Here is a 14,636-nt window from a genome sequence, read left to right on the forward strand (position 1 = left end):
CCGCCAACCGCCTATTCACAACGCAACGCGATCATCGGATCAACCCGCATCGCCCGCCGCGCCGGGAAATAACATGCCAGCAAGGCGACCAAGGCCAGCAAGAACGAAACGCCGGCGAAGGTCGTCAAGTCGAGCGTGTTGACGCCATAAAGCAGGCCGCTCATCAGCCGCGTGCCGGCAATCGCCACAGCCAAGCCAATTCCTAGCCCGCTGGCTGTCAGCGTCAGACCGTGCCCGACCACCAGCCGGAAGATGCCGGTGGCATTTGCGCCGAGCGCCATGCGAATGCCGATCTCGCGCGTGCGTTGGGTGACGGCGTAAGACATCACGCCGAAAATCCCAATGGCCGCCAGCAGCAGGGCCAACAGGCCGAACGCGCCCAGCAAGGTCGCCGCCACCCGCGCCGGGAAGAGCGGCACCGCCATGTGTTCGGTCAGCGTTTTCATGTTGTAGACGGGCAGGTTGCCATCCAATTGCTGAAACTCATGATGCAACGCGGTCAGCAACGCCGGCGAATCGCCTGCCCCACGCGCGACCAGCGTCAGGTAACTGCCGCTCTCGGCGCGCAAGTTGACGTAAACGAAAGCCTCCGGCGCTTCGCTCAAACTGAAATACTTGCCGTCTTGAATCAGGCCGATGACTTCTACCCAAGGCCCTGCCGCGCCCTCAAAACTGAAGCGTTTTCCCAGCGGCGCTTGGCCCGGCCAGAAGCGGCGCGCGAACGTTTCGTTGATGATGGCGACGCGCTGCTTGTTTTCAGTCTCCTGTTCGGTGAAATCGCGGCCTTGCAACAAGGGCGTACCCAACGCCTGCAAGAAACCGGGCGTGGCGCGCGAAGTCATCGCCATCGGCACGTTCCCGCCCTTTTGCTCAGGCCGGCCTTCGACGTGAATCCCGTTGTTGTTCATGTTCATGCTCAGCGGAATGAAGTCGGTCAGCCCCACCGACTGCACGCCCGGCAAGGCGCGCGTCCGCGCCAGGATTTGCTCTTTGAACTGCTGTATGCGCGGCCCGTCGTAGCCTTGTAACCCCAGATCAAACGACAGCTCGACAGCGTTTTGCGTAACCATGCCGGGGCTGAGCCGTTGCGCGTTTTGCAAGCCGCGCAAGACCAAGCCCGCGCAAATCAACAGCACCAGCGACAGCGCGACTTGCATCACGACCAAGCCGCCGCGCAGCCACGAACGGCGATAGCCGCCAATATTGGTCTCGTCTTTCAATGCGGGCACCAGCTCTGGCTTGGTGGCCTGCAACGCGGGCAGCAGGCCGAAAACGAAGCCGGTCAGCGCCGACACCGCGAGGGTGAAGAGCAGTACGCGATAATCAATGTGCATTTCCGTCGTCAGCGGAATATCCATCGGCGGTTGAAACGCCATCACCGCATCCACCAGCCAATAGGCCAGCGCCAACCCCAGCGCGCCGCCCAGTGTCGCCAGCGCTACGTTTTCGGTCAGCAGTTGCCGCACCAGCCGTGCGCGGCCCGCGCCGATGGCCAACCGAATGGCGATTTCCTTGCGCCGTTCGGTCGCGCGCGCCAACAACAAGTTCGCTAGATTGGTGCAGGCCAGCAGCAAAACCAACCCGACCACCGCCATCAGCACGCCCGCAAAACCCATGACCGGCCCGCGCAGGAACGCGCCGAAGAGGCCCGGCGGCGAAAGCGTAATCGTCAGACCGTCGTTTTCTTTGGGAAACTCGCGCGCCAATTGTGCAGCGATGTTTTTGAGCGCGGCTTCGGCCTGTGCCACGCTGACGCCGGGTTTGAGACGGCCCTGCACGAAGTAGTTAAAAGTGTCACGGTCATCTAGTGAACTGCCGCCCGTCTCGATTTGTGGCTGCATCATCAGCGGGAACCACATCTCGGTTTTATAACCGACCTCGGTGCCGTAAAAGCCCGGCGCGGCCACGCCGATGATCGTGTAGCTGTGTCCGTTGATCAGCACATTCTTGCCGACCACATTCGCGTCACCCGCAAAACGCCGCTGCCAGCAATCGTGCGTGATGACCACCAGCGGATGCGCGCCCGGCGTCTTGTCATCCTCCGGCGTAAAGAAACGACCCAGCACCGGTTTCACACCCAACATCTGGAAATAATTGCCTGACGCCAGATACCCCCAGAGCCGCGAGTTGATCCCATTGTTACTCAAACTGATGGGCGCGATGCGGTAGGTCGCCAAACCCGACAGCACGTCGTTGCGGTCGCGAATGTCGCGGTAATTGGGCACCGAGAAGGTTGGGAAATTGCGTTTACCGTCGAACGAAACGCTGTTGAGGGCGACCAGTCGCTCCGGCTTCTCAACCGGCAAAGGCCGCAGGAACATCGTATTGACGAGGCTGAAAATGGCCGTATTCGCGCCGATGCCCAGCGCCAGTGAGAGCACGGCGATCAGTGTGAAGCCGGGCGTTTTGCGCAAGCGCCGCAGGCTCACGCGCAAATCTTGCAATAGGGTTTCCATGTCCGCTCCTTCAAAGAAAGTAAAGTGGGACGAACGCTACAGTACGGGGAGCGTGAGCGACCTAAACCCCGGCGCTAAAACGCTTGGCATTTCGCGTGTGTTTAATGCCGAGGCTCAGGTCGCTTACGCTCCCCGTACTGTACTAACGCGCTACCACGCGCCTGCTTACACCAAGCCATCACAGGAAACAGCACGCCAGGCAAGTGCGCGCTCAACCTTACTCATTGTGACCTTGACTTGATGCGCTTGGATTAGCCTTCTTCGACAATACGCCCGTCAAACAAATGCACTGAGCGGTCGGCGTGGTTCGCAAAGCGCTGGTCGTGCGTCACCATGCAGATCGTCGCGCCGCCGCGATGCAATTCGCGCAACAACTCCATCACGGCGTCGCCATTGGTCGAATCGAGGTTGCCGGTCGGCTCGTCCGCCAGCAGGATGAGCGGATCGCCGACGACGGCGCGCGCCACGGCCACGCGCTGTTGCTGACCACCGGAAAGTTGCGAGGGCAGGTGTTTGGCACGGTGGGCCATGCCAACGCGTTCGAGCGCGGCATTGGTGCGTTCGCGCCGTTCGGCAGAGGACATGCCGCGATAGGTGAGCGGCAGCTCGACGTTTTCATAAACCGTCAGGTCGCCGATCAGGTTGAAACTCTGAAAGATGAACCCGATCTCACGGTTGCGTATGCGGGCGCGTTCGCTCAACGAGAGCGATTGCACGGGCTTGCCGTTGAGTAGGTACTCGCCATCACTCGGCGAATCAAGCAGGCCGAGAATCGAGAGCAAGGTGGATTTGCCGCAACCCGACGGGCCGGCAATCGAAACATACTCACCCCTGGCGATTTCCAGGTGAATGCCCGAGAGCGCGTGCGTTTCGACCTCGTCGGTGAGGAAGACTTTCTTCACGCCATCCATACGTAACAATGATTCGTTCATAAGCTGTCTCTCCTGAGTAGTCAGTAGTCAGTAGTCAGTAGTCAGCCGTCAGTGTGACAGCACCCACGCCAAGCATCGGCTTTGGCGGCCGGCTACTGACTACCGACTACTGACTACCCGAATTTCAATTCAATTTGATGCGGTCGCCCTTGTCGCTCCATTGCGAGGTATCGGAAACGATGACCTTGTCACCCACGCGCAAACCATCGCGCACCTCAATCGAAGTCACCGAATCGCGCCCTAATGTCACCTTGGTGGCCGACGCGTGAATACCATCGGCTTCAAGCTTGAACAGCGTCACCGTGCTGTTGGGCTGTCCGAACGCGGGGCGTTGGATTTGCACGAGATTGGCCAGCCGTTCGAGTTCGATGGTGCCATCCACGCTCATATCGGGACGCGCGCCTTTGGGCAAAGCGCCCTCGAGCGCGACATCCACCGTGACCGTGCCGTTTTGAGCTTGCGGATCAAGCCGCGTGACGCGGCCCGTAATGATGCCGTTGCGCGTGTCAATTTCGGCGCGCAAACCGGGGACGATGTCCTTGGCCTGCGTTTCAGCGACGCGCACTTGCGCTTTCAAGCGCGAAGGGTCGGACACGCGGGCCAGATTGGTGCCCGGCGTGACCTGCTGGCCGACTTCGACCGCCCAGAGTTGCAGGATGCCGTGCATGCCGGCGCGCACGCGCAAATCAGCCACCTGACGGCGGCGTAAATCCACCAACGCGCGGCGCTGTTCCAAGGTCGCTTGCTGCACGGCCAGTTGCGTCTTGAGCGCTTCGGTATTCATCGCGATGCGCTTTTGTTCAATGTCGTAGCGGGTCGCCAATTCTTCGGCGCGGGTCCTGGACTGTTTGAGAATGATCTCTGAGACCAAGCCGTCTTTGGACAATTGTTCATTGGCTTCAGCCGTAAGCCTGGCTTGCGACCAATCGGATTGCACCGTCGCCGCCTGCGCGCGTTGATTGAGCAATTGCGCGTTGAGGTCAACCTCGCGGTTCTTGTATTCGGCTTCGGCGGAATGCAGCAACTGTTCGGCATCCAGCAATTGCTGCTGCAATTCGGGATCGCTCATTTCAAACAAGATCGTATCCGGCCGCACCTCGCTGCCGGGCTGGATCAGCCGTTTGTCAATGCGGCCCTTGGTCGTCGAGGTAATCCAGACGATGTCTTCGGGCACCAGCGTGCCCAGCCCGCGCACGTTGCGCAAAAACTCTGCCTGTTTGACCGTGTCAATAATCACTGTCGCGCGTTCGACGGTGGGCGCAGCGGGTTTGAGCCGCGAGACGCCCAGCGTCACACCGACGATAGCCGCCAAGGCCAGCACGATATAAACCGCTTGTTTGATTTTGCGATTGCGCGCGACCGATTTTGCGCGGGGGACATCCATACAACCTCCAAAAATAACGAACAGCCAAAAATAACGAATAGCAACTACTGGCTCTCGAAGCCTGCGTTTGAAGCGGTAGTGCCTCAGACAGAATTACAGCGTTCAGCTAATCCAATTCCCGTGCCAAGCGTGAAAGCGCGCTAAGTTGCTGCATTTGATAGCCAGCCGCAGCGCAGCGGCGAGGCCGCTCAATAACCGTTGTTCGCTTTTGGGATAGCAACTTCCCGAAAGCGAAATCAGCAGTCGAACCAGTTTTTGGATGGCATTTGGGCGGCGAGAAATTGCCTGTTGGTGGTGTGCCTGTGCTGGTTTGTCTGTGGCGAGCCATTACGCAAGCGCCGCCTGAAAAACAAAACAGGCCAGAGCGTATGCCCTGGCCTGTTTCCAGATTACTTCACCTTTTTCCGCTGTCCTGGGTTAGCAGGTCGGCGGGAACACCGGGATGGTGTAAGTCATCGTGCTGGTGAAGGTGATTTTGTGCAGGTTGTGCCCGCCGTTGAACGCTCCGCTCGAAGCACCGGAGTTCGGGTTGCGATTGATGGTCGCGCCGAAAATACCGATCTCTGAGGTGCCGGAGAGTTTGAACCAACCACTGCGACCAGCCGGGATGATCGAGGACAGACGCGGCGTGGTGCGCGGCGTCGAGTCGCTCAAACTGCTCACGAACTGGCAGAGGTTATTGGTCGGCAGGTTGAAGCTGTACGAGATTTCAGCGTCGTCGTACAAGGTGCCGAAGATCGGTACCAAGCGCCCCGGGCCGGTTTGCAGATCGCCGCCGATGCGATTGATGACGAGCAACGTATTGTTGCCGTCCGCAGTGCTTGGCAGGTTATCCGCCGCCAGCGTGTAAGGCACGTTGCCGTATGCCGTGCCGTTGAAGGGTAGCGTCGCCGTCGGTTGGCTGCCATCGCAGGACACCCAGAAGGTGCTGCCCGCAATCGCCGCAATCGCTTCGGCGCCCAGGTTCGCTGAATGGCCCGTCGAGAACTTCACGAACTCATCCCCGATCAGGTAGTTGAAATGCCGCGGGCAGCCCAGGGCATCAACCGCCACGGCCACGATGTAACCGCGCGTCCCCGGATCAAGATCCGAAGTCAGGAAGGTCGAGGTCTGGTTCGCCGTCAAGCAGACAAAGGCGTCAGACACCGAACAGGTCGAGCCGTCCACAAAGAACAAGTGGACAAAGGTGTTCAGCTTGTCGCTGATGTTGGTCAGGCTGATGCGCGCGTTTTGCGTGCTGCCGCCCGCCGCTTCCGAAGTGTAAATCGGATAGAGCAAGACGGAACCTGCACGTTGATCGCTCATCACGGTTCGTTCAGCAGCCGTGATGAACGGCGCACCTGCTCCGGCCAGGGGACAATTTTCGATAGTCGAAGCCCCCGCCGTCACCGCCGGCCCGCCGTTAAAGCTGGCCGAGACGCTAGAGGTCAAGACCGTGCCCGGCGCTACGCCGTCATTCACTTGCAGGATGTAAGAGACGGTTGCCGAAGCGCCCGCCGCCAACGTGGCAGTGTAACTGAGCGAGGCCTGGTTGGCGGCAATCGTGCAAGTGCCACTGCTGGCCGTACACGTCAATGCCAACAACCCCTGCGGCGGCCCGGTTGGCCCTAAGGTCACCGTCGCGCTCACCGATTGCTGGACATTGGAATTGTTGGTCACGGTGAACGAGCCGCTCAGCTTGCTGCCCGGCCCGGTGCAGGCCAGCGGATCGCTCAGCGAGCCAACCGTCAGCTTGTTGACGTTCACACGGAAGGCGCATGTCGTCGTGTTGTTCGCCGCGTCCGTCACCGTGCAAGTCACGGTCGTCGTGCCTAAGGGGAAGGCAAAACCGCTGGGCGGATTGCAGGTCGAAGCCAGCGTCGTGGGCGGGCAATTGTCAGTGCCGGTCGGGTTGGTGAAGGTCACGACGCTCGTCGTTCCCGCTGTGCCCACGTTGATGTCCGCCGGACAAGTCAGCACGGGCGGGATGTTGTCCACCACCGTGACGGTAAACGAACAACTCGCCGAATTCGCTGACGCATCCTGCACGGTGCAGTTCACCGTCGTCGTGCCTTTCTGGAAGGTCGAACCTGAAGCCGGAACGCAAGTCGGAGCACCCACGCCAGGACAGTTATCCGTGACGGTCGGCGCCGAATAGTTGACCGTCGCTGCGCACGTGCCTGCCGCGACGTTCGTGGTGATATTGGCCGGGCAAGTGATGACCGGCGCGATATTGTCGTTGACCGTCACCGTGAAACTCGTCGTGCCGCCGCCCGTGCTGCTCGTGCAAGTCACGGTCGTCACGCCCTTCGCAAAGGACGAGCCGGAGGCCGGCGTACAAGTCACCGTGCCGCAAGTGCCGCTAGTGCCCGGCGCGGCGTAATTCACCGTTGCCGCGCAGGTACCCGCCGCCACGTTGGTCGTGATGTTGGTCGGTGGCGTCAAGGTGCAAAGCGCACATGCTGCGCAGGTGGTCGGGAAGTTGACCGTCGTGAAGGAAATTGTCCAGCCGCCGGAAAGATTGCCGGTGTCGCCACCCAAATCGTCCACGGCGTATAAGCTCCACGTTCCGTTCGGACTCAACCCGCCGAACGTGCCCAGGATCGAAGCCGTCCCGGCGGAAGGCGCATTCTGGAACGTCGCGGGGGCAGGCGCGGGGAAGATGTCGCCCGTGCCGCTATTGCTTGGCCCGAAGGTTTGCGAGGCGGCCAGCGTAGTGGGCAGTAACACTGCGCCATCCTGGATCGTGAAGGTGGCATTGACGGCATCCGTACTGCCACCGACGTCTGACAGCAGCGTGTACCCAACCCCGGTCGGCCCAACCAGCAGGAAGTCCATATCCGAGGGGAAGGTGTGATTGACGCCGTTCAGGCTCACCACGATATTGCGGATCGAACCGCTCAAGCCGCTGACATTGATCGTTGAGGGATAGGGTGTCGCATTGCCCGAACCTGGCGGGTCCGCCGGGAAGGCAATGTTCGCCGCGTTCGTAAACGGCGTGGTGGCCACGGTCGGCACCACTGAAGTCGTCGTAAATTCGATGCTCCAGCTTGTGATGCTGCCGCCGTCGCCGCTGGCGTCATCCATCACGAACAAATTCCACGTCCCATTCGGATTCAAGCCGCCAAAGGTCGCATTGAGCGGCCCGCCTACCGGCACTGCAGGTGCGGGAGCCGAAAAGGTATCGCCCGTGCCGTAATTCGTCGGCGAATAGTTCCCAGAGGGGATCGGGTTGGGTGTGCTCGTATTCGTCAAGTAAGGCGCGCCGTCCACAAAGGAGAGATTCGTATTAACCAAATCCGCCGAACTGCCCGCATCCGACATCAGAATGACTGACGCGCCGGTCGGGCCCACCAGCATAATGTCCAGATCGCTGGTGAATGTATGGTTCGTGCCATTCAGGTTTACTTTGATCCCCGTCACCGTGTCAGTGACACCAGCGACAGTCAGGGCCGACGGATAGACCGACCCCGGATTGGGCGGCGCGGCGGTTGAAATCACGATCGGCGTATTTTGGGAGAAGGTCGTCGTCGTCATCGGCGCATTGGTCGTGCCGATGGGGAAGACATAATTAAAGGTGCCCGCGCTATTGCCGCCATCGGTCAACGCCAGTGGCACCGTCACGTTGCCGCCGCACACGGCGTTGGAGGGCACGGTAAAGGTGAAATTGCGGCACACCGGCGCGCCGCCGGTCGGCACAACACCATAGGTTTGCGCGCCACTCGGATTGAGAAATTGTCCGTTGGGCACCAGCGTGCCCACCACGCTGCCCGAAGCGCCCGTGCCCGAATTCGAGATGCACAAGCTGACGGTCACGGTCTCACCCGGATCCAACACGGTATTGGCCGGTACGCAGCTTTCGACTGTGATCGTGCCCGTCCCTTTCACCAGCACGGCCGGCGGCGGCGCCAGCGTATAAGAGAAGGTGTCAATGCCGATGAAGTCCGAGTTGGCACCCGACGGGCCGCCGTTGGTCACAAAGTAACGGAAGCCGACGCGCCCCGGCGTCTGGCCGGCAGGCAATCCGCTGATCGTCACCGTGAATTCCGTGAACACCGTCGGGTAGCTGGTGGTGTCGAGGCTCGGATTGACCGACAGCAAGAGGGTCGTGAAGTCGCCCACCGACGTTTCGGTCGTGCCGACATTGGTGCTCGCTCCGTTTTTGCTCAAGCGAACCTCGATCCGGTCGGGGAACGTCCCGGTCGTCGTGCGCGTCCAGAACTTGACCACGTCGCCGTTTTGGAAATTTATCTGCGGCGTAAGCAGCCAGTTGCTGATCGTTCCCGCTCCCGACGTGTTGTTGAAGTTGGCGCCGATATAGGAGTTCGTCGCGCCGCCCTGAGAGGGGAAAACCGCCGGGTTGCCCTGGAACCAGTTGGTTGTGCCGAGCGGGTTGCTGTTGTTCTGCAAAAACCATCCGGCGGGTGATAGCGTGGTGATGTCGTCGAAGCCTTCGTTAAAGGAGGCCGTCAACGGCGCATTGGGGACAGTGGGAGCCGTCACGGCTTTGACGCCCGCGCCCGCCACGCCACGCGCCGCGCCGCCTTTTTCGCCGCCCCCGGCCTCATCCAGAATCGTCCGGTTGGCCGCCGCCACTGCCGCCCGATACTGGGCCAAGAGCCGCGTCATACCTTTCGAATATGGACGCCTGGCCACGTACTCTTCATAAAGGACGCGGGACAAAAGCGTATCCACTTCAAGCTGCGTCAGTGCCTGACTGGCTTTGACTTTGCCGAGCAGATATTTTTCTTCCAACGAAAACTCGCCGGTATTGTTTTCCAGTTGTTCAAGCAATTCGCGGACAAGTTTGAGTTGTTCAGCCGAGATGCCGCCCTGCGCCATTGCCGCCAGACCGGGGGCCGCCAGACTGGGCAGCGGCTGGGCGTTGGTTTTCGCGGTCACGGTGAGTGCCTGGCCCAGGCTGGCGCGCGCCGCCTGATAAGCTTGCTTGGAGTAAGCGAGCGTGGCCGCGCCGATGGTCGGCAGGTGCCAGCCCAAGACACTCAACCCAAGAAAGAAGACCAACGTCAAGAAGTGACGCGCCAGCGGTCGGTGTGTGAGCCGGTGTGTGAGTTTGTGTAAGGTTCGCATTTTTAATTCCTCCTGAACGGATGAAATCCTGTTTTCAAGATTGCACTTCAGCCGAAACAATTGGTTATGAAGCCGGGAAGCGCTGGAAAACTTTGCATCCTGGTTAGCAGGCGCGCTTGAGGTTTTCCCAAACTCAAGCGCGCCTGCAACTCTGTTCCGACTACTGGCAGGTAACCGGGAAGACAGGGATGGTGAGCGTGCCGCCCGCCGACGAGTTCAACTTGTGCAGGTTATGCCCCTGGTTGAATGCGCCGGAATTCGAAGTGGCGTTCGGGTTGCGGTTGATCACCGCACCCAGAATCGGTTCCTGCGCGGCCGTGGTGGTGTTCACATAGAACCTGAACCAGGCGGAGCGGCCCGATGGCAGCCACGACTCAAAGCGCGGCGTGGTCTTCGGGAAGCTGTTATTGATCGTGCTCCGGAACTGGCAGGTCCCCGGCGCAAAGGTGAAGCTCAAGCCGATTTCGGCATCGTCATAAATGATGCCGAACAACGGCCTGAGCGTTTGCGCGAAGGCCCGTAAATCGCCACCCACCGAATTGACAATGAGGACAGTGTCATTCGCATCGCTGCGACTGCCCACGTTATCCACCGCCAACACGCGCGGCAGCACCCCATAGCTTGTGCCATTGAAGGCCAAGGTCGCTGTCGGGCTGCCGGGCGTACACGCCGTGAGACCGCCCGCCACCGCCTGGATGGCTTCCGCCGCCAGATTGGCCTGGTGCCCGGTCGTGAGCTTCACGAACTCATCCCCGATGAGATAGTTGAAGTTGATGGGGCAACCACTGCGGTCAACCGCCACGGCAATCAAATATCCCGTCGTGCCCGGATCGAGATCCGAGGCCTGGAAGCTCGCCGTTTGATTCGGCGTCAGACAGATATACCCATCCGCCACCGAGCAGGTCGCACCATCCACAAAGAACAGGTGGACATAGGCCGTGCGATTCGGCTCGATGTTGGTAATATTGATGCTGGTATTCTGCGAAGGCGAACCGACCGTCGAGGTATAGAGGTTGTAGAACAGCACCGAACCGGCGCGCTGATCGCTGACCGGACTGTTGTTGCTCGGCGGCGTGCCCGGCCCAAGCGGCTGACAGTTCACCGTGGTACAGGCGCGCACCGTGGCAATGCTGGTCGGGCCGAAATTCGCCGTGGTATCCACACACAATTGCGTACCCGCCGCCACCGAATCAACCTGTGCGTTGTAGGTGAGCGTCAGCGCCTGCCCCGCAGGTATCGCCCCTGTCCAGGCAATCGTTGATGGCAAGGTAATCGTGCAGGTACCGACAGCGATCCCGCCCGCCGTGGCCACGCAGGTGCCTGGCAAAGCCACCAACCCCGGCAAGAGCGTCGCCGTCACCGTGCCGTTAATCGCGTTTGCCGCCGGATTGGTGACAGTGGCAGTCACGCCGACCACGCCGCCAGGGCCGGTGCAAATCGCCGGATCGGCAATCTTCACGACCGGCGGAATCGGCGCCAGACAAGCACCGCCGCCCGTCGCGCAAGGCGCAACCGGTGCGGTAAAGCTCAGCCGTTGCCCATTCGTCAGCCCCGCAGTGTTGCACGAAGCTGAGGTGAAGAAGGTCGTCGGCGCATCGGCGGATTGCACACCCACCGAAGCACTCGCGCCGCCATCATCCAGAGTTCCGTAGATCACATCGAAGCGCTGTTGCCCTTCAAAGAGCCTGACCTCGTAGTTGATGGGCGTCGTCGCGCCGAAACGAACCCCACGCCATTCAATGTTGAAGATGCGATTCGGCGCGCTGCCACTGGTCGAGGTGTAGACGCCGTTATTCGCACCGCCCGGCGCGGTCGTGCGCAAATCCATGTCGTCCCAGTACGGCATGAGCGCCCGGCCCAAGGCATCAGTCGTCGTGCCTGGCAACGGACAGGTATTGCTGAAATCAGCGCTACCAGCCGCACCAAACTGGACATTGCCATTGGTACTGACAAAGGCCGTGGTGAAACTCGTACCATAAACCGAATAGGTAAATGGCAACGTTATCGCCAGCGCCGCGTCGTCGTCCTGGCTGCCCGGCACTAGCGTCGTGCCCGGCACCATGGCGTTACCGGCGCTGCTGGTAAAGGTGTATTGCGTCAACGGCGCAGGCGTGGTCGCGACCGTGAAGTTGAGCACGGTTGAGCCGCCGGTGTAGTTGACCGTCAAGGTGAAATTGATCGTCGTGCCGCAAATGAAGGTCGGCGCAGTGCTGACCTGGAAACCAGCCGTGCCATTCGCGCCGGCATTGATCGTCCCGTAGCTTTGCGTCGCGGGAGCAATAATCGTCACCCCCGGCGTGCTGGTGGTCAGCGTGCCGGTGACGTTGTTCGCCGCTGCGCCGCCATTGTTGGTGACACGCACGTTGAGCGTGTTGCACTCATCGGTTTCGATTGTGCCGTTGCCGTTGCCACCCGCGACAGTCGCCAACGGGGCTTCGATCATCGGCACGCCCGCCAGCGCGCAGTTGAAGGTCGCTGTCGCATTCGCCACCACCGTCACCGAACCGGAGGCAGTGGAGAACCCGGCCTTGCTGCAGGTTGCCGTGTAGGTGCCCGGCGCCAAGCCCAGCGTGGAGGCCGGAGCCGCGGCGGTGAAGGTGTAGTTGCCCGACGCATTGGTCGTGCGCGCGCCGCCGCCCGTGACGCTCACGAGCACGCCCGAGAGCGCCCCGCCGCCATTGGCGTTGGTGGCCTGACCCGCGAGCGAGCCTTTGGCCGCCGTGACGCAAGCCGGATTGACTTTGAAACTGAAGACGCGCGTGTTCCAGTCAAAACTCGCCGTCGGGGCATCCACATATTCAAATGCGCCCCAGAAAGTGCATTCATCCGCCGGGTCAACACTCAAGCTGCTGTAATCGCCCCAGCGATTGCCGGTGCCGGTTTGCACGCCGCGCGTGACGGCCGCCATCGCGTCCACTTCGCCTTGCGTCAGCGTGCTGGCGGCATCACCCGCCAAGCGGCCCGTATAGATTGCGGTTGGAATCAAGGTCGTGCTGGAGGCGCTGGCCGCCAGACCGATGTTGCCTTCGCCGTCTTGCGCGACGCTCGCCATCCAGAGGTTGCGGCCTGTCGCGCCATCAATCGCGCCAGGCGCGTAGGTCGCCTGCTGGTTGATCGTGACCACACCGGCGCCATCACGGCGCAACTCCATCCAGCGCACGCCCGCCTGATAGGTGGCGGCTGTGGTGCCAGCCCCGTCAACGTTGACGGTAAAGTTGAGCACGTAAGATTGCGTGCCGCCGGGCAGCGTGCGATAGGCCAGCCGATGCATCAGCCGGTCGGCAATCGCATCGAGATTGTCGGCGGCGGCGGACGGCGCGGGCTGTTCGATCACAGCCCGGCTGGCGGGTTGGTTGGCATCGAACGCCAACGTCGGAATGTCCGGACGCACTGTCACCGTCGAAGCGCCAGGATTGGCGAAGTTCGGGCGGAACTCAAAAACGCGGATCAGGTCCGTCGCCGCGCCAAATTCGGTCGCGTCGAATTCAACAAAGAGGTTCGGCGCGCCCACCGGGGGCGGCACCACACCATCAATATCGGTCGGCAGCATGCCACCATCCGCCGTGCCGGTGCTGAACCCGATCAGCAGCGCCGGCGCGCCGGCCAGCATTTTGTTGCGTTCGAACGCATACAAGCCCGCACCCAGGAAAGCGGTGAAGGCCGTATTAAAGTCGTTCGTGGACATGTAGTAGGCATCCGGCCAAACGCCTAAATGCGGATAGTCGCCCGCCCGGCCCGGCGCCAGCAGGAAGTCATAGGCGAAATACGCGCCCGTCGGGTCGCCAGTCTGCGAGATGGCGATAATCTCGTGCGTGCTGTTGTTGGTCACCGTCAAGCCAAACTGCGTGAGAATCCAGCGGTCAGCCAGCGGATCGTAGAGCACTACCGGGTCGCCATCATCACCCAAGGAAGCAGCAATACCCGGCGTCAATTGGCTCATCCTAAATTGCGGCACCAGCACCACACCAGTTTTGTTGTATATGGTGACGCCGCCATTCGTCGTGACTACGACGTGATTGGGGCCGACATCGGCATTGGTGTCGGGCGGCGCAAAGCGGCCACCGAACAATACCGAACCGATGTCCATGTCGGGGCCGTCGAAGTTCTGAATGGGATTGGTCACTGCATTCTGACCAGGAGAAATCGTGCTTTGCAGAGCCGCATCAGGGCTGCCCGGCGCGCTGGCCAGGGTGCGAATGGGCAGTTCGTTCTGCTCATTTTTGTTTTGCTTGAGGGGTTTTTCCCGCACAACAGGCGCGTTCTGTGTGATGGCGCTCACGGCTTGGGTTGTCACTGGGACAACCGCGTTGCTTACATAGGGGCTACTAAGGCCGCCACCCTGAGCGGGCACCGCCGGATCCCCTGGATGGGCCTTAAGGGCCGACTTGTAAGCAGCCAGCGCCTGATCAAATTTGGCGTTGTTTTCCTTGGAAGGGCGGGCCAGGTACTGCGCTTTGGCTTCCTGGAGCCGGGTGCGGGCGGCTTCAAAGCCATCCGCCTGCGCGGTCCAACCACCGCTGCGGACGGCGGCGAGGCCGAGCGCGCCGACCAGCAGCGTCAAAGCCAGCAATCGAAGCCAGAATTGCTTCGACCGTGTGTGTGTAAGTTTGTGCGAGGTTCGCATGTGTATTCCTCCTGAATCAGGATAGGGTTACGATCTTCAGCTAGCTACAAAGCCGATACTTCGCTCGACTATGTGCCAATGTTGATTGTCGAATCAAAGAGCGAATCGGCCAGTAGTCCCAAACTGCGGCCCTGTCAGGTTGATCTGAGCAGTAACCCGCCTTCACAGCT

General features: G+C 60.9%; 5 protein-coding genes. All 5 read right to left on the reverse strand.

Annotated features, from left to right (window positions below):
• Positions 1–11 precede the first annotated feature (11 nt).
• The 5 genes from HY011_07180 to HY011_07200 all read right to left on the reverse strand — a co-directional run bounded on the left by HY011_07180 (position 12) and on the right by HY011_07200 (position 14,466).
• Positions 12–2,456, reverse strand: coding sequence for an ABC transporter permease (locus HY011_07180; protein ID MBI3422707.1), 2,445 nt, complete (start codon positions 2,454–2,456; stop codon positions 12–14).
• A 251-nt stretch (positions 2,457–2,707) separates the two neighbouring features.
• A complete protein-coding gene (locus tag HY011_07185; protein ID MBI3422708.1) occupies positions 2,708–3,388 on the reverse strand; it encodes an ABC transporter ATP-binding protein in 681 nt (226 codons plus the stop codon).
• Between the two features lie 124 nt (positions 3,389–3,512).
• Positions 3,513–4,772, reverse strand: coding sequence for an HlyD family efflux transporter periplasmic adaptor subunit (locus HY011_07190; GenBank protein MBI3422709.1), 1,260 nt, complete (start codon positions 4,770–4,772; stop codon positions 3,513–3,515).
• A 417-nt stretch (positions 4,773–5,189) separates the two neighbouring features.
• On the reverse strand, positions 5,190–9,842 hold the full coding sequence (locus HY011_07195; protein MBI3422710.1) for a choice-of-anchor J domain-containing protein: 4,653 nt from the start codon (positions 9,840–9,842) through the stop codon (positions 5,190–5,192).
• A 160-nt stretch (positions 9,843–10,002) separates the two neighbouring features.
• Positions 10,003–14,466, reverse strand: a complete 4,464-nt coding sequence (locus HY011_07200; protein MBI3422711.1) for a hypothetical protein — start codon at positions 14,464–14,466, stop codon at positions 10,003–10,005.
• Positions 14,467–14,636: the final 170 nt, after the last annotated feature.

Source organism: Acidobacteriota bacterium (genome assembly GCA_016196035.1).
Classification (GTDB): domain Bacteria; phylum Acidobacteriota; class Blastocatellia; order RBC074; family RBC074; genus JACPYM01.

Bases quoted from the DNA above. Each gene is read 5' to 3' on its own strand.
- HY011_07180 (MBI3422707.1), bottom strand. From the start codon at position 2,456: ATGGAAACCCTATTGCAAGATTTGCGCGTGAGCCTGCGGCGCTTGCGC.
- HY011_07200 (MBI3422711.1), bottom strand. From the start codon at position 14,466: ATGCGAACCTCGCACAAACTTACACACACACGGTCGAAGCAATTCTGG.
- HY011_07190 (MBI3422709.1), bottom strand. From the start codon at position 4,772: ATGGATGTCCCCCGCGCAAAATCGGTCGCGCGCAATCGCAAAATCAAA.
- HY011_07185 (MBI3422708.1), bottom strand. From the start codon at position 3,388: ATGAACGAATCATTGTTACGTATGGATGGCGTGAAGAAAGTCTTCCTC.
- HY011_07195 (MBI3422710.1), bottom strand. From the start codon at position 9,842: ATGCGAACCTTACACAAACTCACACACCGGCTCACACACCGACCGCTG.